This is a genomic window from Burkholderia pulmonis (assembly GCF_984667975.1).
In genome coordinates this window covers 2,435,024-2,457,125 of record NZ_OZ480186.1, presented here as the reverse complement: position 1 = coordinate 2,457,125, position 22,102 = coordinate 2,435,024, and the positions used below count along the sequence as shown (strand labels likewise).

At 65.2% G+C, this 22,102-nt stretch carries 20 protein-coding genes; 16 read left to right on the top strand and 4 right to left on the bottom strand.

Going from position 1 to position 22,102, the window contains the following annotated elements; genetic code table 11:
* The first annotated feature begins 22 nt into the window (after positions 1 to 22).
* From aceE to lpdA, 3 genes are all read left to right on the top strand, one after another.
* Positions 23 to 2,719: a pyruvate dehydrogenase (acetyl-transferring), homodimeric type gene (gene aceE, locus AC5LXK_RS11375; RefSeq protein ID WP_493388916.1), complete on the top strand. Its 2,697-nt coding sequence runs from the start codon at positions 23 to 25 to the stop codon at positions 2,717 to 2,719.
* Between the two features lie 68 nt (positions 2,720 to 2,787).
* The gene (gene aceF / locus AC5LXK_RS11370) at positions 2,788 to 4,437 is read left to right on the top strand and encodes a dihydrolipoyllysine-residue acetyltransferase (RefSeq protein WP_493388915.1); all 1,650 of its coding nucleotides are present in this window, start codon (positions 2,788 to 2,790) and stop codon (positions 4,435 to 4,437) included.
* 279 nt (positions 4,438 to 4,716) lie between these two features.
* Positions 4,717 to 6,483, top strand: coding sequence for a dihydrolipoyl dehydrogenase (gene lpdA, locus AC5LXK_RS11365; protein WP_493388914.1), 1,767 nt, complete (start codon positions 4,717 to 4,719; stop codon positions 6,481 to 6,483).
* A gap of 205 nt (positions 6,484 to 6,688) precedes the next feature.
* On the opposite strand, the gene AC5LXK_RS11360 is transcribed toward lpdA, so the two are convergent.
* Positions 6,689 to 7,255: a phasin family protein gene (locus AC5LXK_RS11360; RefSeq protein ID WP_011352570.1), complete on the bottom strand. Its 567-nt coding sequence runs from the start codon at positions 7,253 to 7,255 to the stop codon at positions 6,689 to 6,691.
* A gap of 654 nt (positions 7,256 to 7,909) precedes the next feature.
* Between AC5LXK_RS11360 and pbpG the strand changes: the two genes are divergently transcribed.
* Positions 7,910 to 9,079: a D-alanyl-D-alanine endopeptidase gene (pbpG, locus tag AC5LXK_RS11355; protein WP_493388913.1), complete on the top strand. Its 1,170-nt coding sequence runs from the start codon at positions 7,910 to 7,912 to the stop codon at positions 9,077 to 9,079.
* 98 nt (positions 9,080 to 9,177) lie between these two features.
* Here the strand turns inward: pbpG and AC5LXK_RS11350 are convergent, their stop codons facing one another.
* Positions 9,178 to 9,987, bottom strand: coding sequence for an IclR family transcriptional regulator (locus AC5LXK_RS11350; RefSeq protein ID WP_493388912.1), 810 nt, complete (start codon positions 9,985 to 9,987; stop codon positions 9,178 to 9,180).
* Between the two features lie 183 nt (positions 9,988 to 10,170).
* On the opposite strand from AC5LXK_RS11350, the gene AC5LXK_RS11345 reads away from it, so the two are divergent.
* From AC5LXK_RS11345 to iscX, 12 genes are all read left to right on the top strand, one after another.
* Positions 10,171 to 10,893, top strand: coding sequence for a (Fe-S)-binding protein (locus tag AC5LXK_RS11345; RefSeq protein ID WP_493388911.1), 723 nt, complete (start codon positions 10,171 to 10,173; stop codon positions 10,891 to 10,893).
* Between the two features lie 34 nt (positions 10,894 to 10,927).
* Positions 10,928 to 12,340, top strand: a complete 1,413-nt coding sequence (locus tag AC5LXK_RS11340; protein ID WP_493388910.1) for a lactate utilization protein B — start codon at positions 10,928 to 10,930, stop codon at positions 12,338 to 12,340.
* A gap of 129 nt (positions 12,341 to 12,469) precedes the next feature.
* A complete protein-coding gene (locus tag AC5LXK_RS11335) occupies positions 12,470 to 12,697 on the top strand; it encodes a hypothetical protein (protein ID WP_493388909.1) in 228 nt (75 codons plus the stop codon).
* Positions 12,698 to 12,798: 101 nt separating this feature from the next.
* Complete coding sequence (locus AC5LXK_RS11330; protein ID WP_493388908.1) at positions 12,799 to 13,281, top strand: low molecular weight protein-tyrosine-phosphatase; 483 nt, start codon at positions 12,799 to 12,801, stop codon at positions 13,279 to 13,281.
* A gap of 114 nt (positions 13,282 to 13,395) precedes the next feature.
* Positions 13,396 to 13,935, top strand: a complete 540-nt coding sequence (gene iscR / locus AC5LXK_RS11325; RefSeq protein ID WP_122945788.1) for a Fe-S cluster assembly transcriptional regulator IscR — start codon at positions 13,396 to 13,398, stop codon at positions 13,933 to 13,935.
* 65 nt (positions 13,936 to 14,000) lie between these two features.
* A complete protein-coding gene (locus AC5LXK_RS11320; protein ID WP_493388907.1) occupies positions 14,001 to 15,224 on the top strand; it encodes an IscS subfamily cysteine desulfurase in 1,224 nt (407 codons plus the stop codon).
* A 67-nt stretch (positions 15,225 to 15,291) separates the two neighbouring features.
* Positions 15,292 to 15,699 (top strand): Fe-S cluster assembly scaffold IscU, encoded by a 408-nt coding sequence (iscU, locus tag AC5LXK_RS11315; protein ID WP_006481982.1) that lies wholly within the window; start codon positions 15,292 to 15,294, stop codon positions 15,697 to 15,699.
* Positions 15,700 to 15,762: 63 nt separating this feature from the next.
* Complete coding sequence (gene iscA, locus AC5LXK_RS11310) at positions 15,763 to 16,086, top strand: iron-sulfur cluster assembly protein IscA (protein ID WP_493388906.1); 324 nt, start codon at positions 15,763 to 15,765, stop codon at positions 16,084 to 16,086.
* 94 nt (positions 16,087 to 16,180) lie between these two features.
* Complete coding sequence (hscB, locus tag AC5LXK_RS11305) at positions 16,181 to 16,708, top strand: Fe-S protein assembly co-chaperone HscB (RefSeq protein ID WP_128851170.1); 528 nt, start codon at positions 16,181 to 16,183, stop codon at positions 16,706 to 16,708.
* 54 nt (positions 16,709 to 16,762) lie between these two features.
* Entirely contained in the window at positions 16,763 to 18,631 is a 1,869-nt protein-coding gene (gene hscA, locus AC5LXK_RS11300) for a Fe-S protein assembly chaperone HscA (RefSeq protein WP_493388905.1), read from the top strand.
* Positions 18,632 to 18,721: 90 nt separating this feature from the next.
* The gene (fdx, locus tag AC5LXK_RS11295) at positions 18,722 to 19,063 is read left to right on the top strand and encodes an ISC system 2Fe-2S type ferredoxin (protein WP_006478392.1); all 342 of its coding nucleotides are present in this window, start codon (positions 18,722 to 18,724) and stop codon (positions 19,061 to 19,063) included.
* 19 nt (positions 19,064 to 19,082) lie between these two features.
* Positions 19,083 to 19,292 carry a Fe-S cluster assembly protein IscX gene (iscX, locus tag AC5LXK_RS11290; RefSeq protein ID WP_006478393.1) on the top strand — a complete coding sequence of 70 codons (210 nt, stop codon included), beginning with the start codon at positions 19,083 to 19,085 and terminating at the stop codon, positions 19,290 to 19,292.
* A 137-nt stretch (positions 19,293 to 19,429) separates the two neighbouring features.
* Here the strand turns inward: iscX and AC5LXK_RS11285 are convergent, their stop codons facing one another.
* Both AC5LXK_RS11285 and lysS read right to left on the bottom strand, forming a co-directional pair.
* Positions 19,430 to 20,161 (bottom strand): glycine zipper 2TM domain-containing protein, encoded by a 732-nt coding sequence (locus tag AC5LXK_RS11285; protein ID WP_493388904.1) that lies wholly within the window; start codon positions 20,159 to 20,161, stop codon positions 19,430 to 19,432.
* Positions 20,162 to 20,507: 346 nt separating this feature from the next.
* The gene (gene lysS, locus AC5LXK_RS11280; protein ID WP_493388903.1) at positions 20,508 to 22,034 is read right to left on the bottom strand and encodes a lysine--tRNA ligase; all 1,527 of its coding nucleotides are present in this window, start codon (positions 22,032 to 22,034) and stop codon (positions 20,508 to 20,510) included.
* Positions 22,035 to 22,102: the final 68 nt, after the last annotated feature.

Sequence of the window (22,102 nt, the reverse complement as noted above, 5' to 3'; positions counted from 1 at the left end):
TTCCAGGACCCAGGAGACGAGAATGTCCGCTGTACCGAACGAAGTGATGAAATATGTCGCCGCCGAACGTGACGACGACCCGCAAGAAACCGTTGAGTGGCTGGAGTCGCTCGACGGCGTGATCTCCTCCGTGGGCACCGGCCGTGCGCATTACCTGATCGAAAAGCAGATCGAATTCGCCCGCATGCACGGCGAACATCTGCCGTTTTCCGCGAATACCCCGTACATCAACACGATTCCGGTCGCCGGCCAGGCGAAGATTCCGGGCGACCAGGACCTCGAGCACCGCATCCGTTCGTACACGCGCTGGAACGCGCTGGCGATGGTGCTGCGCGCCGGCAAGGACACGAACGTCGGCGGCCACATCGCGTCGTTCGCATCGGCCGCGACCCTCTATGACGTCGGCTACAACCACTTCTGGCACGCAGCGTCCGACCAGCACGGCGGCGATCTCGTGTTCGTGCAGGGCCACTCGTCGCCGGGCGTGTACTCGCGCGCATTCCTGCTCGGCCGCCTGAAGGAAGAGCAGCTTGACAATTTCCGCCAGGAAGTCGACGGCCAGGGCATTTCGTCGTACCCGCACCCGTGGCTGATGCCGGACTTCTGGCAGTTCCCGACCGTGTCGATGGGCCTCGGCCCGATCATGGCGATCTACCAGGCACGCTTCATGAAGTACCTGGAGTCGCGCGGCATCGCGAAGACGGAAGGCCGCAAGGTCTGGGCGTTCCTCGGCGACGGCGAGACGGACGAGCCGGAATCGCTCGGCGCGATCGGGATGGCGAGCCGCGAGAAGCTCGACAACCTCGTGTTCGTGATCAACTGCAACCTGCAGCGTCTCGACGGCCCGGTGCGCGGCAACGGCAAGATCATCCAGGAACTCGAATCGGAATTCCGCGGTGCCGGCTGGAACGTGATCAAGGTCATCTGGGGCAGCCGCTGGGATGGGCTGCTCGCACGCGACAAGTCGGGCGCGCTGATGCGCCGCATGATGGAAGCCGTCGACGGCGAATACCAGACGTACAAGTCGGAGTCGGGCGCGTTCGTTCGCGAGCACTTCTTCAACACGCCTGAACTGAAGGCGCTGGTTGCCGACTGGTCGGACGACGACATCTGGGCGCTGAACCGCGGCGGCCACGATCCGCACAAGATCTACGCAGCGTTCCACGAAGCGACCCACACGAAGGGCGCGCCGACCGTCATCCTCGCGAAGACCATCAAGGGCTACGGGATGGGCGAGTCGGGCCAGGCGATGAACATCACGCACCAGCAGAAGAAGCTGCCGGTCGAGCAACTGAAGAAGTTCCGTGACCAGTTCCGCCTGCCGATCACCGACGAGCAGATCGCCGACGTGCCGTACCTCAAGTTCGAGGAAGGCTCGAAGGAGCTCGAATACATGCGCCAGAAGCGCATGGACCTCGGCGGCTACCTGCCGCATCGCCGCGAGAAGGCGACGTCGCTGCCGGTGCCGGCGCTCGACGTGTTCGAGCCGCTGCTGAAGGGCACGGGCGAAGGCCGCGAGATCTCGACGACGATGGCGTTCGTGCGGATCCTGAACATCCTGCTGAAGGACAAGGCGCTGGGCAAGCGCGTCGTGCCGATCGTCCCGGACGAATCGCGTACGTTCGGCATGGAAGGCCTGTTCCGCCAGATCGGTATCTGGAACCAGGAAGGCCAGAAGTACGTGCCGGAAGATTCCGACCAGCTGATGTTCTACAAGGAATCGCAAACCGGCCAGATCCTGCAGGAAGGCATCAACGAAGCGGGCGGCATGTGCGACTGGATCGCGGCGGCGACGTCGTATTCGACGCACGGCGAGATCATGGTGCCGTTCTACATCTTCTATTCGATGTTCGGCTTCCAGCGGATCGGCGACCTCGCGTGGGCCGCGGGCGACATGCGTTCGCGCGGCTTCCTGCTCGGCGGTACCGCCGGTCGCACGACGCTGAACGGCGAAGGCCTGCAGCACGAAGACGGTCACTCGCTCCTGTGGGCGGCATCGGTGCCGAACTGCGTGAGCTACGACCCGACGTTCGGTTACGAACTCGCGGTGATCATCCAGGACGGCCTGCGCCGCATGGTGCAGGACCAGGAAGACGTGTACTACTACGTCACGGTGATGAACGAGAACTACGAGCACCCGGCGATTCCGCAGGGCGAGCACGTGGCGGCCGACATCATCAAGGGCATGTACGCGTTCAAGAAGGCCGACGCCGACAAGAAGGCGCCGCGCGTCCAGCTGCTCGGCGCGGGCACGATCTTCAACGAAGTGATCGCCGCTGCCGACCTGCTGAAGAACGACTGGGGTGTTGCCGCCGACCTGTGGAGCGTGCCGAGCTTCACCGAGCTCGCGCGTGAAGGCCACCAGGTCGAGCGCTGGAACCTGCTCCATCCGACCGAAGAGCGTCGCCTGTCGCACGTGCAGAAGTGCCTGAAGGACACGCAGGGCCCGGTCATCGCGTCGACCGACTACGTTCGTGCGCTGGTCGACCAGATCCGCGGCCAGATCGATCGCCGCTTCGTCGTGCTGGGCACCGATGGTTTCGGCCGCTCGGATACCCGCGAGAAGCTGCGTCACTTCTTCGAAGTCGACCGTCACTGGGTCACCGTCGCCGCGCTCAACGCGCTGGCCGACGAAGGCACGATCGAGCGCAAGGTGGTCGCAGACGCGATTGCCAAGTACAACCTCGATCCGTCGAAGCCCAACCCGATGACCGTTTAACGCACACGCCGTGTGATGCCGCGCGCCGCTCCCGCGAGGAGCGCGCGCGGCCATGGAGACAGAAACAGATGAGTCAAGCGATCGAAGTGAAGGTGCCGGATATCGGCGATTACAAGGACGTGCCGGTGATCGAGATCGGCGTGAAGGTCGGCGATACGGTCGAGCCCGAGCAGTCGCTCGTCACGCTCGAGTCCGACAAGGCGACGATGGACGTCCCGAGCCCGGTAGGCGGCGTCGTGAAGGAAATCAAGGTCAAGGTGGGCGATTCCGTGTCGGAAGGCTCGCTGATCATCCTGCTCGAAGGCGGCGCCGCGGCGCAGGCCAACGGCGCGGCTGCGCCTGCCGCGGCTCCGGCTCCGGCAGCAGCGCCGGCTCCGGCAGCAGCGCCGGCACCGGCCGCAGCAGCACCGGCAGCCGCCGGCGGCACGCTCGAAGTGAAGGTGCCGGATATCGGCGACTACAAGGATGTCCCGGTCATCGAGATCGGCGTGAAGGTCGGCGACACGGTCGAGAAGGAACAGTCGCTCGTCACGCTCGAATCGGACAAGGCGACGATGGACGTGCCGAGCCCGGCCGCCGGCGTCGTGAAGGAAATCAAGGTCAAGGTGGGCGATTCGGTATCGGAAGGCACGCTGATCGTGCTGCTCGAATCCGCAGGCGCACCGGCTGCCGCCCCGCAGGCAAGCGCGCCGGCGCCGGCTGCTGCTGCGCCGGCCCCTGCTGCCGCACCGGCCCCCGCGAAGGCTGCGCCGGCACCGGCCGCTGCCGCACCGGCCGCCGCGCCGTCGGGTGAATACCGCGCCAGCCACGCGTCGCCGTCGGTACGCAAGTTCGCGCGCGAACTCGGCGTCGAAGTTGCACGCGTGCAGGGTTCGGGTCCGAAGGGCCGTATTACGAAGGAAGACGTCACGGGCTTCGTGAAGGGCGTGATGACGGGCCAGCGCGCAGCACCGGGCGCGGCAGCCGCGCCGGCAGGCGGCGGCGAGCTGAACCTGCTGCCGTGGCCGAAGGTCGACTTCTCGAAGTTCGGCCCGTTCGAGGCGAAGCCGCTGTCGCGCATCAAGAAGATCTCGGGCGCGAACCTGCATCGCAACTGGGTGATGATCCCGCACGTCACGAACAACGACGAAGCGGACATCACCGAGCTCGAAGCGCTGCGTGTCCAGCTGAACAAGGAGCACGAAAAGGCGGGCGTGAAGTTCACGATGCTCGCGTTCGTGATCAAGGCAGTCGTTGCCGCGCTGAAGAAATTCCCGACCTTCAATGCGAGCCTCGACGGCGACAACCTCGTGTTCAAGCAGTACTTCCACGTCGGTTTCGCGGCCGATACGCCGAACGGCCTCGTCGTTCCGGTGATCCGCGATGCGGACAAGAAGGGCCTCGTCGACATCGCGAAGGAAATGAGCGACCTGTCGAAGGCCGCGCGCGAAGGCAAGCTGAAGCCGGACCAGATGCAGGGCGGCTGCTTCTCGATCTCGTCGCTCGGCGGGATCGGCGGCACGAACTTCACGCCGATCATCAACGCGCCGGAAGTGGCGATCCTCGGGTTGTCGCGCGGCCAGATGAAGCCGGTGTGGGACGGCAAGCAGTTCGTGCCGAAGCTCATGCTGCCGCTGTCGCTGTCGTATGACCATCGCGTGATCGATGGCGCGGAAGCCGCGCGGTTCAACGCGTATCTCGGCGCGTTGCTCGGCGATTTCCGTCGCATCATTCTTTGATGAGCGGGGAGCGTGCTCGCGGGGGCGTGGGGTTGTGTTCTGTTGTCCACGCCCGGTCGTTGAACCTGTTGCGCTAACGGTCTATTCGCGTCGCCCCTGCGCGGGGCGGCGGTCACTTTTCTTTGTCTTCCAAAGAAAAGTAACCAAAAGAAAGGCGCGTCCTTGGGCGGACGGCAAAGGTGGTCCTGCCCAGGCTCGCGTTCTTTTGCCAGGCCGTCGTACAGGTTCTCTCGCGGGTTCCTCCCTCTCTGTCTGCAGTCAATCAAGAAGGGGACAGTAATGAGTCTCATCGAAGTCAAGGTTCCGGATATCGGCGATTTCAGCGGCGTCGATGTCATCGAAGTCAACGTGAAACCCGGCGACGTGATCGAAAAAGAGCAAACGCTCATCACGCTCGAATCCGATAAAGCCTCCATGGAAGTGCCCAGCGACGTCGCCGGCACCGTCAAGGAAATCAAGGTCAAAGCCGGCGAGAAAGTCTCGCAAGGCACCGTCATCGCCATCGTCGAAGCCTCGGCAGGCGCAGCCGCACCCGCGAAAGCACCGGAACCGGCCAAGCCCGCCGCCGCCGCGCCCGCACCGGCCGCCGCCGCTCCGGCTCCCGTGCCGCAAGCCGGCAGCTACGCTGGCGCCGCCGACATCGAGTGCGACATGCTCGTGCTCGGCGCCGGCCCCGGCGGCTACTCGGCCGCGTTCCGCGCAGCCGACCTCGGCATGAAGACCGTACTCGTCGAGCGCTACTCGACGCTCGGCGGCGTCTGTTTGAACGTGGGCTGCATCCCGTCGAAAGCGCTGCTGCATACGTCGCTCGTCGTCGAAGAAGCTGCGGCGCTCGCGTCGCACGGCATCACGTTCGGCAAGCCGCAGGTCGACCTCGACAAGCTGCGTGACTTCAAGGGCGGCGTCGTCAAGAAACTGACGACGGGCCTCGCCGGCATGGCCAAGGCACGCAAGGTCGAAGTGGTCACGGGCGTCGGCGCATTCGTCGATCCGTTCCACATGGAAGTGCAGGGCGAAAACGGCAAGAAGGTCGTCAAGTTCAAGCAGGCAATCATCGCTGCAGGCTCGCAAGCCGTGAAGCTGCCGTTCATGCCGGAAGACCCGCGCGTCGTCGATTCGACGGGCGCACTCGAACTGCGCCAGCTGCCGAAGCGCATGCTCGTGATCGGTGGCGGCATCATCGGTCTCGAAATGGCGACGGTGTATTCGACGCTCGGCGCCGAGATCGACGTCGTCGAAATGATGGACGGCCTGATGATGGGGGCCGACCGCGATCTCGTGAAGGTCTGGGAAAAGTACAACGCGAAGCGCTTCGGCAACGTGATGCTGAAGACCAAGACGGTCGGCGCGGAAGCGAAGGAAGACGGCATCTACGTGAAGTTCGAGGGCGAGAAGGCGCCGGCGGAAGCGCAGCGCTACGACCTCGTGCTCGTCGCGGTGGGCCGCAGCCCGAACGGCAAGAAGATCGGTGCCGACAAGGCCGGTGTCGCGGTCACGGATCGCGGCTTCATCGACGTCGACAAGCAGTTGCGCACGAACGTCCCGCACATCTTCGCGATCGGCGATATCGTCGGCCAGCCGATGCTCGCGCACAAGGCCGTGCATGAAGGCCACGTCGCAGCGGAAGCCGCGCACGGCGAGAAGGCATACTTCGACGCACTGCAGATCCCGTCGGTGGCCTATACCGATCCGGAAGTGGCGTGGGCCGGCAAGACGGAAGACCAGTGCAAGGCCGAAGGCATCAAGTACGGCAAGGCCGTGTTCCCGTGGGCTGCTTCGGGCCGCGCGATCGCGAACGGCCGCGACGAAGGCTTCACGAAGCTGATCTTCGACGAGGAAACCCATCGCGTGATCGGTGGCGCCATCGTCGGCCTGAATGCAGGCGACCTGATCAGCGAAGTGTGCCTCGCCGTCGAGATGGGCGCGGACGCGGAAGACATCGGCAAGACGATCCATCCGCACCCGACGCTCGGCGAATCGGTCGGCATGGCCGCCGAACTGTACGAAGGCGTCTGTACGGACCTGCCGCCGCAACGCAAGAAGTAACGCGACCGGCACGGCCGGCCATGTGCCGGCCATCAAAAAACGCCGCCGCCCGGGCAAACCGGGCGGCGGCGTTTTCTTTTATGCGCAGCCGACGCAGCGATCAAACGGCCGTTCGAGGCTGACCGGCGGCGGACGTTTGCACATGTTCCGGCGCCAGAAACGAAAAAGCCGCGCTGGGCGCGGCTCTTTCAGGAGCAGGGGACGCTTACGCGGTCGGCTTGCTCGTACGACGTGCAGCAGCGGCGGTCGCAGCCTTCGTTGCGACGGCAGCAGCAGCGTTGAAGTTCGTTTCAGCGATTTCAACGGCTTGCTTCGTGGCCTTCTGAACCGTTTCGTACGTGGTGTTCGCAGCGTTCAGTGCCGACTTCAGTGCGGCGACAGCCGTTTCCGAACCGGCCGGGGCATTCTTCGCGACGTTGTCGACGAGGGCCTGGACCTTCTTGTTCTGCTCTTCGAATTGCGCTTCGGCAACCTTCGCGAACTCGGCTTGCGTCGACGATGCGATTTCGTACAGGTGACGGCCGTACGACAGCACCTTTTCAGCGACCGGCTGCGACAGGCTGGCTTGCAGTGCGATCAGTTCCTGAGCGTCCTTCACCGACAGCAGGCGCTGTGCGTTTTCCTGGCCCTCGGCCAGCGTCGACTTCACGACCTGCAGGTTGAGTTCGATCAGCTTTTCGACGCCTTCGAATGCCTTGGTCGTCAGACCGAACAGGCTTTCGAGGTTGGCTTTTTGTGCAGCGGCGATTTGCTCGGGGGTCAGCAAGGACATGTCAAGCTCCTGAAAAGCGATCGCGTCGATCGCAGGGTAAAGGGCACTACGCTGGGGAACCTCGGATGTGCGTGCTTTGTGCAACGCAGCAATGAGGCGTATTTTAGGGCAGAGAAAACGGATGTCAAGTATTTTTTGTGCGTTGCACAATCGCGACAAATTATCGATAAAACAACGAGTTATCGTGGCCATCCGGAATCGGTTTCATGCGTGTTCCCACATGGTGCGCACGGCTGTGGGGCAGGCGCGGCGCACCATGATCATGCACAGGTAAACCTGACAGGCCCATGGAACGTTATCCTTCTGTTCCTGTCGAAAAACGCGCCGTTTCGATGCGCGTGCCGTGGCGACATGCCGCTGCCACGGTCGAGACCGGCGCCCCAGGCACGCCGAGCGCCGGATACGTAGTTTCCCCGCTTTAAATCGCCTCCGAAGTGACGTTATCTCAATTAACCGTGTGGTAATCGGGAGACGGGTGCTGTCGGGCAGCGCATCCCATGGATTTTTTCGATGGGGGCGGGAGGGTCGATTGTCCAGAGGTTGGCCGACCCTTACATTCCGGTTTAACGACGATCGGTAAGTGCCTAATATTGCTCTTTTTTTCAGCTTTAACTACACTTGCGGAAACCTCCCGCCCGCTTTGTCCAGACCCCAATGAAAGCCGAATCGTTTTCACCACGCAGACTGTTGCAGAGCATGACGCTCAGCGCCGCTGTGTCGGTCGCCGTCGCGTTGCTGGCGACCACCGCGTCCGTCGCGCCTGCTGACGCCTTTGCCGCCACTGCGAAGACCCAACCAGCCGCCAAGAAAAAGGCCGCCGCTCCTGCTTCGTCCGCGAAGAAGAAGTCGGCCAAGGCAGCTTCCGAGAAATCCGCCAAGGTCGCTGCGGCCGAAGCGCCGCGTGCGAAGGCGTCGCGAAAGCGCGTGACGCTCGCGGCGAACAACGTGCACGGTGGCCATCGTGGCGCGGTTCGCAAGGTCGCGTTCCAGCCGCGCCGGCCGACGGTCGGCCAGGCGTTCGGCCTGCACGACACGCCCGACGCGCTCGCGCTGCGTTCGAGCGTCGCGTACGTCGTCGACCAGAACTCCGGTGAGCCGCTGTTCGACAAGAATTCGCACGCCGTCGTGCCGATCGCGTCGATCTCGAAGCTGATGACGTCGATGGTCGTGCTCGACTCGAAGATGCCGATGACCGACCAGATCGAAGTCACCGACGAAGACCGCGACTACGAGAAGGGCACGGGCTCGCGCCTGTCGGTCGGCTCGGTGCTGTCGCGCGAGGACATGCTGCACATCGCGCTGATGGCATCGGAAAACCGCGCAGCGGCCGCGCTGTCGCGTTACTACCCGGGCGGCCGTCCGGCGTTCATCGCCGCGATGAACGCGAAGGCGAAGTCGCTCGGCATGACCGACACGCACTTCGAGAATTCGACGGGCCTGTCGAGCTCCAACGTGTCGAGCGCGCGTGACCTCGTGAAGATGGTCAATGCGGCCTACCAGTACCCGATGATCCGTCAGTTCTCGACCGATCGCACGTACGAGGTCTACACGGGCAAGCGCAACCTGGTCTACAACAGCACCAATGCGCTGATCCGCGGCAACGGCTCGTGGGACATCGGCCTGCAGAAGACGGGCTTCATCAACGAAGCCGGCGAATGCCTTGTGATGCAGGCGACGATCCACGGCCGGCCGATGGTGATGGTGCTGCTCGACTCGTTCGGCAAGTATTCGCGCTTCGCCGACGCATCGCGTCTGCGCAACTGGCTCGACGCCGGCGGCGGCGAACGCCTGACGGCGGCCAACACGCCGAACGGCGGGACCTGATCGCGCGACGGCGGCTCGCCGCCGTGCCGATGGCAGCAACAAAAAAGCCCCGCAATCGCGGGGCTTTTTTTCGTCTGGCGGAACCGGGGCGTCGCAGCTTACGCCTGCCGCTGCAGCCCGTCCACGTCCTTCGCGGGCGCCGGCCGGTAGCCGAGCGATTCCGAGATGGTGAGCGCCGTGCGGCTCAGCTGGCCGAGCCACGCGTCCTGCAGGCGGTCGGCCGGTGCCGACAGCGACAGGCCCGCGACGAGCTTGCCTGAATCGTCGTAGATGCCGGCCGCGATGCAGCGCACGCCGAGCTCCAGCTCCTCGTTGTCGCGCGCGCACGATTGTTGGCGGACGAGCGTCAGCTCGCGCTCGAGCTTTGCGATGTCGGTGATGCTGTTCTGCGTGTGGCCGGACAGCCCCGTGCGCGTCGCATAGGCACGCACCCGCGACGTTTCGTCGGCCGCGAGGAACAGCTTGCCGACCGACGTGAGGTGCAGCGGCGCACGGCCGCCGATCGCGCGGACGACCTGCATCCCCGAGCGCTCCGAATAGGCGCGCTCGATGTAGACGATCTCGTCGCCCTGGCGCACCGACAGGTTCACCGTCTGCCCGGTGAGGCGGTGCAGCTCGCGCATCGGCATCAGCGCCGCGTCGCGTACCGACAGGCGCGCCTTCACGAGGTTGCCGAGCTCCAGCAACCGCATGCCGAGGCGGTAGGTGCCGGGATCGGAGCGGTCGACGAGGCGACAGGTCACCATGTCGTTGAGGATGCGGTGCGCGGTCGACGGGTGCAGCTCCGTGCGCTGCGCCAGTTCCTTCAGGCTGACAGGATCGCTGTGCGCGGCGAGCGCGTCCAGCAGCCGCATCATGCGTTCGATCACCTGGATCGACGTTTTTGAATCCGGGGTGGGTTGGCTCATGTCGGGGGAGAAATCGGTTGACGCGTCAAGCGGTGTTGCAACGATTGTATCTCGTATCGTGAAAAAAGCGAACGCCGTTCGAGGAAGTCCTCGTTTCGCGCACGGCAGGCTTGCACGCGAGCCGGCGTTGGTCTTGCCGGCCAAACGACGGATAATGAGAGCCGTTTTCTCGAAGGAGCACGTATGCGAGTCGGTTTGTTCGTGACCTGCCTGGTCGATCTGATGCGCCCCGAAATCGGTTTCTCGGCGCTCAAGCTGATTCGCGATGCCGGCTACGAGGTGATCGTGCCGCCCGCGCAGACCTGCTGCGGCCAGCCGGCCTACAACTCGGGCGACCGCGCGCTCGCGCGCGATCTCGCCGAAAAGACGCTGCGCGAATTCGAGCAGTTCGATTACGTCGTCGCGCCGTCGGGTTCGTGTGGCGGAATGATTCGCGCGCACTACGGTGACCTGTTCCGCGACGACCCCGAGCTGATGGGGCGCTACACGCGGTTTCAGCAAAAAGTCCACGAACTGACCGATTTCCTCGCGAACATCGCGAAGGTGTCGCTCGCGCCGGGCGAATTCGCCGGGCCCGTCACCTATCACGACTCGTGCTCGGGTTTGCGCGAGCTCGGCGTGAAGGCGCAGCCGCGCGCGCTGCTCGCGCAGCGCGGCGTCGCGGTCACCGAGATGAAGGACTGCGAGCACTGCTGCGGCTTCGGCGGCACGTTCGCGGTCAAGTACGGCGACATCTCGGCGGCCATCGCGGACGAGAAATGCGCGAACGTGCGTGCATCGGGCGCGGGCACCGTCGTGCTCGGCGATCTCGGCTGCATGCTGAACATCGAAGGGCGGTTGCGCCGCACGGGCGACCGCGACACGCGCGTGCTGCACGTCGCGCAGGTGCTGGCGGGCGACGTCTGACGCCCGGTTCCGCTCACTTTTCCCCGATACCGCGATGCAAGTCCAATCGATGCATTTCAAGGCGCGCGCCGGCCAGAAGCTGGCCGACCAGCGCCTGCAGCAGAACCTGAAGAAGCTGTCGACGAAGTTCGTGTCCGCGCGCGCCGACGCGATGACCGAGATCGACTTCCCGGCCACGCGCGCCGCGCTCAAGGCGCGCCGCAACCGCGCGCTGGAGAACCTCGACGTATGGCTCGAGGCATTCGAGCAGGAGGCGACGCGGCGCGGCACGACGGTGCTGTTCGCCGAAACGACCGCGGACGCCGCGCGGCTCGTGGCCGACATCGCGCGCAGGCACGACGTGAAGAAGGTCATCAAGACCAAGTCGATGGTGTCCGAGGAAATGCGCCTGAACGCGGTACTCGCGGAGATGGGCGTGCAGTCGATCGAGACGGACCTCGGCGAATACATTCTGCAGATCAACGACAACGAGCCGCCGAGCCACATCATTGCGCCCGTCGTGCACAAGGACAAGGACGAGATCGCCGATCTGTTCGCGCGCACGCACCATCGCGAGCGGCTCACCGAGATCCCGGACATGACGCGCGAGGCGCGCGAGGTGTTGCGTCCGCATTTCATGTCGGCCGACATGGGCGTGACGGGCGGCAACTTCGTGATCGCCGAGACGGGCTCGGTCGCGATCGTGACGAACGAGGGGAACGAGGGCATGTGCACGGTGATGCCGCGCGTGCACGTGGCGGTGACGGGCATCGAGAAGGTGCTACCGACGCTCGAGGATCTCGCGACCGCGATGCGCCTGCTGCCGCGCTCGGCGACCGGGCAGAAGACGTCGAACTATTTCTCGCTGCTGACCGGCCCGCGCGGGCCGGGCGACGAAGACGGCCCCGAGCACAACTACGTGGTGCTCGTCGACGGCGGCCGCACGGGCCTGATCGGCGGCGAGTTCCAGGAGATGCTGCGCTGCATCCGCTGCGGCGCGTGCATGAACCATTGCCCGGTGTACCAGAAGGTCGGCGGCCATGCGTACGGCTGGGTCTATCCGGGGCCGATGGGGTCGGTGCTGACGCCGAGCTACGTCGGGCTCGACCGCACGCTCGACCTGCCGCAGGCCGCCACGCTATGCGGCGAATGCGACAGCGTGTGTCCGGCCGGGATTCCGTTGTCGCACTTGTTGCGCACGCTGCGCGAGAAGCAGGTCGAGCGGCATCTGCGGCCGTGGCGCGAGCGGGCGGCGCTCGCCACGTGGGGTTTCTTCGCACGGCGACCGATGCTGTATGCGCTGACCACCAAGCTCGCGGTGCGCGTCCTCGAGCGCCTGGGCGGCAACGGCGGCACGTTGCGGCGCCTGCCGATGATGGGCGGCTGGATGGATACGCGCGACATGCCGACGCCGACCGGACGCACGTTCCGCGAGTTGTACGCGGCGTCGCAGAGTCATCTCGGCTGACGACTGTTCATCGGGCAGCAACAGTGCGTTCGCTATTTGTATATTTATCTCGATAGGTGCGGTCTATAGAATCCTGTCTGTAGTCCCCGGAATTGGGTTTCGGGGTACGAGGTCAAGGAGGTCCGCATCATGAAAAAGACAATATCGATGTACTGGCCGCTGGCAATCGTCGTGCCGCTGGCAGCGGCTGCCTATCTGCATGCGATGGCCGAAGCGCCGTCGCGGGGCCCGCTCGCGGTTCACCAGGCGTCCGCCGAACTGGCGCGCGCGGTGTCGTTCGGGCTGGTCGGCGACGCGACGAAGCCGTTGCCGGCGGCATCCGGCGACGTCGTGATCGCCGCGCCGAAGGCGCTGTAATGCAGGGCGCCGTCGCTTTGCGCGACGGCGCGATTCTGGCCGCCTTTGTATAATGGCAGGCTCTTCTCCCACGCGGTCCGCCGCATCTTTCCGGTAGTGCGATGACCCGCGTTGCGATCTGTTTCGTCTGTCTCGGCAACATCTGCCGTTCGCCCACCGCGGAAGGCGTGATGCGGCACCAGGTCGATGCGGCGGCACTGGCCGACAGGATCTCGATCGATTCGGCCGGCACCGGCGACTGGCACGTGGGCGAGCCGCCCGATACGCGTGCGCAGGCAGCCGCGCTCAATCGCGGCTACGACCTGTCGGCGCTGCGCGCGCGGCAGGTGAGTGCGGCCGATTTCGAGCGTTTCGACCTGTTGCTCGCGATGGACGACGCGAATCTGGCGGAGTTGCAGCGCCGTTGCCCGCCGCAGCATCGCGACAAGGTGCGTCTGCTGATGGCGTTCGCGCCGGACTCGACCGAAACCGAAGTGGCCGATCCGTATTTCGGCGGTGCGCAGGGCTTCGAGCAGGTGCTGGATCAGGTCGAGCGTGCATGCGCGGGCCTGCTGGAGACGCTCCGGGCCCGCACCGAGCGTTGATCGCACGGTATTCAGCGGTCTGCGAATACCCTACCAAAGACGTGGATACTTGACTAAAATCGTCAAATATTTATACTTGACCAAAATCGTCAAGATTGCAGTCCCCTAGACACCATGAGACTCACCACCAAAGGCCGTTTCGCCGTCACGGCGATGATTGACTTGGCACTGCGCCAGGAGCAGGGCCCGGTGACGCTTGCAGGCATCAGCCAGCGCCAGCGGATTTCGCTCTCGTATCTCGAACAGCTGTTCGGCAAGCTGCGCAGGCATGAAATCGTCGAATCCGTGCGCGGCCCGGGCGGCGGCTACAACCTCGCGCGTCGCGCGCAGGACGTCACCGTCGCCGACATCATCATTGCGGTCGATGAACCGCTTGACGCCACGCAGTGCGGCGGCAAAGGCACGTGTGACGGCTCGAAGCAGCCCGACGGCCATTGCATGACGCACGAGCTGTGGTCGACCCTGAACCAGAAGATGGTCGAATACCTCGATTCCGTGTCGCTGCAGGATCTCGTCGATCAGCAGCGTGCACGCGAGGGCGCCCCCGCGGTGTTGCGCGATCGCCGCACACCGGAGCCCGCCGCCGCACCGGCCGAGCCCGTGCGCACGATGCCGCTCGGCCCCAATTCGGTGTTCAACATCGCGAGTTCGTGAGCGCGAAGGCGCCCGCCATACCCCACAACGCACATAGTCCCTGCACAGAATACCCGGAGCGACAGATGACCCAAGAGACTCTCCACCTGCCCATCTATATGGATTACAGCGCGACGACGCCCGTCGATCCGCGCGTGGTCGACAAGATGGTGCCGTACCTGCGCGAGCAGTTCGGCAACCCGGCGTCGCGCAGCCACGCTTACGGCTGGGACGCGGAGCGTGCGGTCGAGGAAGCGCGCGAACAGGTCGCTGCACTCGTGAACGCGGATCCGCGCGAGATCATCTGGACGTCCGGCGCAACGGAGTCGGACAACCTCGCGATCAAGGGCGCCGCGAACTTCTACAAGGGCAAGGGCAAGCACATCATCACGGTGAAGACCGAGCACAAGGCCGTGCTCGACACCTGCCGCGAGCTCGAGCGTGACGGCTTCGAAGTCACCTACCTCGACGTGAAGGATGACGGCCTGATCGACCTCGACGTGTTCAAGGCTGCGCTGCGCCCGGACACGATCCTCGTGTCGGTGATGCACGTGAACAACGAGATCGGCGTGATCCAGGACATCGAGACGATCGGCGAGATCTGTCGCGAGAAGGGCATTGTGTTCCACGTCGACGCGGCCCAGTCGACCGGCAAGGTCGGGATCGACCTCGCGAAGCTGAAGGTCGACCTGATGTCGTTCTCGGCACACAAGACCTACGGCCCGAAGGGCATCGGCGCGCTGTACGTGCGCCGCAAGCCGCGCGTGCGCATCGAAGCGCAGATGCACGGCGGTGGCCACGAACGCGGCATGCGTTCGGGCACGCTGCCGACGCACCAGATCGTCGGCATGGGTGAAGCGTTCCGCATCGCACGTGAAGAAATGGCAACCGAGAACGAGCGTGTCCGCATGCTGCGCGACAAGCTGCTGCGCGGCCTGTCGCAGATCGAGGAAACCTACGTGAACGGCGACATGGAACATCGTGTCCCGCACAACCTGAACATCAGTTTCAACTTCGTCGAAGGCGAGTCGCTGATCATGGCGATCAAGGACGTCGCGGTGTCGTCGGGTTCCGCATGCACGTCGGCGTCGCTGGAGCCGTCGTACGTGCTGCGTGCACTCGGCCGCAACGACGAACTCGCGCACAGCTCGATCCGCTTCACGGTCGGCCGCTTCACGACGGAGCAGGACGTCGACTTCGTGATCAATCTGCTGAACAGCAAGATCGCGAAGCTGCGCGAACTGTCGCCGCTCTGGGAAATGCACCAGGAAGGCATCGATCTGTCGACGATCGAATGGGCCGCTCACTAATACCGCATTGAATGCACCCGCGGGCGGATTGACGCACGCAGACGTAACGAGTCAAGGAGTCTGAGTCATGTCTTACAGCAACAAGGTTCTGGATCACTACGAAAACCCGCGCAACGTCGGTTCGTTCGCGAAGGACGACGACACGGTCGGCACGGGCATGGTCGGCGCGCCGGCTTGCGGCGACGTGATGAAGCTGCAGATCCGCGTCGGCGCGGACGGTGTGATCGAAGACGCGAAGTTCAAGACCTACGGTTGCGGTTCGGCGATCGCGTCGAGCTCGCTCGTCACCGAATGGGTGAAGGGCAAGACGCTCGACGAGGCACTGTCGATCAAGAACACGCAGATCGCGGAAGAACTCGCGCTGCCGCCGGTGAAGATTCACTGCTCGATCCTCGCGGAAGACGCGATCAAGGCAGCCGTGGCCGACTACAAGAAGCGCCACGACACCAAGGAAGGCGATCAGGCAGCAGCCTGAGCGGCATCGAGCGGCTTCAGAAGGAACGCGGCGGGCCCGGTGGCGCGCCGCGGCAAGGACATCATGGCAATTACACTGACCGAAAAAGCAGCACAGCACGTCCAGAAATACCTCGTCCGTCGCGGCAAGGGTGTGGGCCTGCGGCTTGGCGTTCGCACGACCGGGTGCTCGGGGCTCGCGTACAAGCTCGAGTATGTCGACGAGCTGGCTCCCGAGGATCAGGTGTTCGAGAGCCATGGCGTGAAGGTCATCGTCGATCCGAAGAGCCTCGCGTATATCGACGGCACCGAGCTCGATTTCGCCCGTGAAGGCTTGAACGAAGGGTTCAGGTTCAACAACCCGAACGTGAAGGACGAGTGCGGGTGCGGCGAATCGTTCCGCGTGTGACGCGGATCTCCGCGCAATGCGGGCAAGAGGCGGCACGGGCCGCCTTTTTAATGTGCGGCGTTTGCCGCGCGACGAACCGGAATTGAACGCGACGATGGTCTCGCTGAAAGACAGCCATTTCGACCTGTTTCACCTGCCTGCGCAATTCGCGCTCGACGACACGGCGCTCGACGCCGCCTACCGGACGGTGCAGACGCAGGTGCATCCGGACCGCTTCGCGGCGGCCGGCGATGCGCAAAAACGCATCGCGATGCAATGGGCAACCCGCGCGAACGAGGCGTACCGCACGCTGCGCGATCCGCTGAAGCGCGCGTCCTATCTGCTGTCGCTGCGCGGCGTCGACATCGGCGCGGAAAACAACACGGCGATGGAACCTGCGTTCCTGATGCAGCAGATGGAGTGGCGAGAGGGCATCGAGGATGCCGCGGCCGCCCGCAACGTCGACGCGCTCGATGCGCTGCTCGCCGAGTTGCGCGACGAGAAGCGCGTGCGCGTCGAGCGCCTCGGCACGCTGCTCGACAGCGGCGCCGACCAGGCCGCCGCGGAAGCCGTGCGCCAGCTGATGTTCATCGAACGGGTCGCGTCGGAAGTGGGCGCGCAGATCGAGCGCCTCGAAACTTAACCGCGTGCCTCGCGGCACGCGCAGCAAACGGGCCGAGCGCCCGAACGAACCAAGATGGCTTTACTGCAAATTTCCGAACCGGGCATGGCGCCGGCGCCGCACCAGCGGCGACTCGCCGTCGGGATCGATCTCGGCACGACGAACTCGCTCGTCGCGGCCGTGCGCAACAGCGTGCCTGAAGTGCTGCCGGACGAAGCGGGCCGTATGCTGCTGCCGTCGGTGGTCCGTTACCTCGAGAAGGGCGGCCGCCGCATCGGCCACGAAGCGAAAGAGCAGGCCGCCACCGATCCGCGCAACACGATCGTGTCGGTCAAGCGCTTCATGGGGCGCGGCAAGGCCGAAGTCGAAGGCGCGGCGAACGCACCGTACGAATTCGTCGATGCGCCGGGCATGGTGCAGATCCGCACCATCGACGGCGTGAAGAGCCCGGTCGAAGTGTCGGCCGAGATTCTCGCGACGCTGCGCTATCGCGCGGAAGATTCGCTCGGCGACGATCTGGTCGGCGCGGTGATCACGGTGCCCGCGTATTTCGACGACGCACAGCGCCAGGCGACCAAGGATGCCGCGCGCCTCGCGGGCCTCAACGTGCTGCGCCTGCTCAACGAGCCGACCGCCGCCGCGATCGCCTACGGTCTCGACAACGGGTCCGAAGGCCTCTACGCGGTGTACGACCTCGGCGGCGGCACGTTCGACCTGTCGATCCTGAAGCTGACGAAGGGTGTGTTCGAAGTGCTGGCGGCGGGCGGCGATTCCGCGCTCGGCGGCGACGATTTCGACCACGCGCTGTTCGGCCACGTGCTCGCGCAGGCCGGCATCGACGCGAAGACGCTCGCGCCGGAAGACGTGCGCCTGCTGCTCGATCGCGTGCGCGTGCTGAAGGAAGCGCTGTCGGCCGCACCGCAGGCGTTGCTGGACGTGACGCTGTCGAATGGTGCGCACCTCGTGCAGACGATTTCGCACGACACGTTCGCGTCGCTCGTCGAATCGCTCGTGCAGCGCACGCTCACGCCGACCCGCAAGGCGCTGCGCGATGCGCAGGTCACGCCGGCCGACATCAAGGGCGTCGTGCTCGTCGGCGGCGCGACGCGCATGCCGGTGATCCGCGATGCAGTCGCGAAATACTTCGGCCAGCCGCCGCTCGTGAACCTCGATCCGGACCAGGTCGTCGCGCTCGGCGCGGCGATCCAGGCCGACCTGCTCGCGGGCAATCGCGGCACCGGCGACGACTGGCTGCTGCTCGACGTGATTCCGCTGTCGCTCGGTGTCGAGACGATGGGCGGCCTCGTCGAGAAGATCATCCCGCGCAACTCGACGATTCCGATCGCGCGTGCGCAGGAATTCACGACTTTCAAAGACGGCCAGACCGCGATGGCGATCCAGGTCGTGCAGGGCGAGCGCGAGCTCGTCGCCGATTGCCGATCGCTCGCGCGCTTCGAGCTGCGCGGCATTCCGCCGATGACGGCCGGCGCCGCACGCATTCGCGTGACCTACCAGGTCGACGCGGACGGCCTGCTGTCGGTGTTCGCGCGCGAACAGCTGTCCGGCGTCGAGGCATCGGTCGTCGTGAAGCCGTCGTACGGCCTGGCCGACGACGACATCGCGAAGATGCTCGAAGACAGCTTCAAGACCGCCGAAATCGACATGCGCGCCCGCGCGCTGCGCGAAGCGCAGGTCGAGGCCGAGCGGATGCTCGAGGCGACGCAGGCCGCGCTGGCGGCCGACGGCGAACTGCTCGATGCGGACGAGCGTACGCAGGTCGACGCGCTGGCCGCTGCGCTGCGCGCGGTCGCGCAGGGCGACGATACGAACGCGATCGAAGCGGCGACCAAGACGCTGGCCGACGGCACCGACGAATTCGCGGCGCGCCGGATGGACAAGAGCATCAAGCGCGCGCTGTCGGGCCGCCGGCTCGACGAGATCTGAACTTGCGAACTGCGCATCGGCCGGCAACGGCCTGCGCGCGATAATGAACCGTGCGGCGCCTGGCGCCGCACTCTGACTGACGGAACGGACATGCCTCAACTGGTGGTGCTGCCTCACGTCGAACTGTGCCCGGATGGCGCAGTGATCGACGCGACGCCCGGCAAGAGTATCTGCGACAACCTGCTCGACCACGGGATCGAGATCGAGCATGCATGCGAGAAGTCGTGCGCATGCACGACGTGCCACGTGGTGATCCGCGAAGGCTTCAACGACCTGACGCCGTCCGAAGAGGACGAGGACGATCTGCTGGACAAGGCGTGGGGCCTCGAGCCGACATCGCGCCTGTCGTGCCAGGCGATCGTGAAGGAAGATTCGGACCTGGTGGTCGAGATTCCGAAGTACTCGATCAACCACGCGAAGGAAAACCACTGACCTAAACCGGAGGCAGGCGATGAAATGGACCGATTCGCGTGAAATAGCCATTGCGCTGGCGGACAAGCACCCGGACATCGACCCGCAGCGGATCAACTTCGTCGACCTGCGCCAGTGGGTGCTCGAGCTCGACGGATTCGACGACGATCCGACGCACTCCGGCGAGAAGATCCTCGAGGCGATCCAGGCACACTGGATCGACGAATCGGATTTCGACGACGAGGACTGAGCGTTGCGAGCGCTGCACGATGGCGCACCCGGCTCGATGAAAAAACGGCTCGTGAGCAATCGCTCACGAGCCGTTTTCGTTTTCAGGTCGCCTGCCTGCGCACGAGGGGCGGGCAGGGCGCAGATGCGATCGGTCGATTACGCGCCGACCAGCGTGCCGTTCTCGATCCGCACGCGCTGGCCCTGGCCGAACGGCGGCGGGTTGTGGTACGTGAACGTACGGGTCGCGCCGCTTTCCATCTGCACTTGCACCTGATAGTCGGTTTCCGCGCGCACCTGCTTCTCGACCTGGTTGCCGGCGAGACCGCCGCCCAGCGCGCCGATGATCGTCATCGCGGTGCGGCCGTTACCGTGGCCGAACTGGTTGCCGAGCAGGCCGCCGGCGGCAGCACCGCCCACGGCGCCGATCCCCGAGCTCTGGCCCGGCGTGCGCGTCTGCGTGATGCCGACGATCGTGCCGCAGCTCTGGCAGTAAGTCTGGGCGGGCGCAGACGGCTGCTGCGCGTATTGCGGCGGCTGCGGCGCGGTCGTGTGGCGGCGATGCGGGGCGGCCGGGCGCGGCGCAGGCTTCGGTTCGGCCTGTGCGACGGCCGCGGCCTTCTGTTGCGCGGCGGCCTGTTCCGCTGCCTGCTGCTGCGCTTGCGCGGCGAGCGCGGCGCTGGCGGCGGCAGCCGTATCGACGGCCGGCTGCGACGCGATCAGCGCGGCCTGGGTCTGGCCGCTCTGCGCGTTACTGCTGCTGGCTTTCGGGAAGATGCCCGTGATGGCTGCCGTCGCCGCGAGGCTGGCGACGATGACGGCGCCGGCGGCGGTGGCGATGAGCGGGTGGAGGCGTTGCTTTTGCGGTGTGGTCTGATTCTGGTTGTCCATTTTCTTCTCCGATGTCGATCCGGGGCGGCATTTCGATGCTCCGCCGGATCCCACGCTCGGGATCGAGCAGACCGGGCGCTCCTGCGCTGGTTCTGGTCCCGTGGTCATGCGTGGTGACGCAGAGGGAGTGTCGTCTACCGGCAATCGGCGCGCCGTATCAAGGTGTAACGAATTGCAGCGGGGCGCCGGCGGTCGTTTCCGGGAAAACCCGGAGAAGGTCGTCGCGACGAGGGAATAAAACGGGGACGGATTGAAAGCCGGCGGGCGCCGGCTGGCGGGATTTACGCGTGGTTACAAAGCCGACGCGTGCACGCTGCGGGGTGCGGCGCACACGCGGGTGCGGCCGTCAGTCTTCGCGGCGCAGATGCGGGAACAGCAGCACGTCGCGGATCGTCGGGCTGTCGGTCAGCAGCATCACGAGACGGTCGATGCCGATCCCGCAGCCGCCCGTCGGAGGCATCCCGTATTCGAGCGCGCGGATGTAGTCGGCGTCGAAGAACATCGCTTCCTCGTCGCCGGCATCCTTCTGCTCGACCTGCTTCTTGAAGCGCGCGGCCTGGTCTTCCGGATCGTTCAGCTCCGAGAAGCCGTTCGCGATTTCGCGGCCGGTCATGAACAGTTCGAAACGCTCGGTGATGCCCGGCACCGTATCCGATGCGCGTGCGAGCGGCGACACCTCAACCGGGTAGTCGATGATGTACGTCGGTTCCCACAGCTGCGCTTCGGCGGTTTCCTCGAACAGCGCGAGCTGCAATGCGCCGATGCCGGCGTTCAGGAAGGCCGGTTGCGACACGTCGACGCCCAGGCGCTTCAGTTCGGTGCGCAGGAACGCGTCGTCCGACAGCTGGCCGTCGGTGTAGTCCGGTGCGTACTTCTGGATCGCCTGCGAGATCGTCAGGCGATGGAACGGCTTCGCGAGGTCGAGCTCGCGACCCTGATACTGGATCGTCGCGGTGCCGAGCGCATCGATCGCCGCCTGGCGGATCAGCTGCTCGGTGAAGTCCATCAGCCAGCGGTAATCGGTGTACGCGGCGTAGAACTCCATCATCGTGAATTCCGGGTTGTGACGCGGCGACACGCCCTCGTTCCGGAAGTTGCGGTTGATTTCGAACACGCGTTCGAAGCCGCCGACGATCAGGCGCTTCAGGTACAGCTCCGGCGCGATGCGCAGGAACATCTGCATGTCGAGCGCATTGTGATGCGTGACGAACGGCTTCGCGGCCGCGCCGCCCGGGATCGGGTGCAGCATCGGCGTCTCGACTTCCATGAACTCGGCGTTGTCCATGAACTTGCGGATCGACGCGATCGTCTTCGTGCGGGCGCGGAACGTGTCGCGCGTTTCCGGCGTGACGATCAGGTCGACGTAGCGCTGGCGGTAGCGCATTTCCTGGTCGGACAGGCCGTGGAACTTGTCCGGCAGCGGGCGCAGCGCCTTCGACAGCAGGCGCAGTTCCTTGCACTGGACCGACAGTTCGCCCTTGTTGGTGCGGAACAGCACGCCGCGCGCGGCGACGATGTCGCCGAGGTCCCACTTCTTGAATGCGTCGTAGGTTTCGGCGCCGACGTCGTTCGGCGTCACGAAGAACTGGATCTGGCCCGAACCGTCCTGCACCGTCGCGAAGCTCGCCTTGCCCATCACGCGCTTGAGCATCATGCGGCCGGCCACCGACACCTCGACCGGGTTCGCTTCGAGCGCGGCCTTGTCCGAGTCGGCGAATTTCGCCTGCAGATCGGCTGCGTGGTGCTCGGGGCGGAAATCGTTCGGATAGGCGACGCCTTGCTCGCGCAGGGCGCGCAGCTTCTCGCGGCGCTCGGCGATGATCTGGTTTTCGTCCGCCGTGACGGCGGGCTGCGTTTGGGTCGGTTCGGTCATGATGGTCGGAATTCGGAGTGGGTGCGGCAACGCAAACGGGAAGGGCGGCGCGGGCCAGGCCGCGCCGC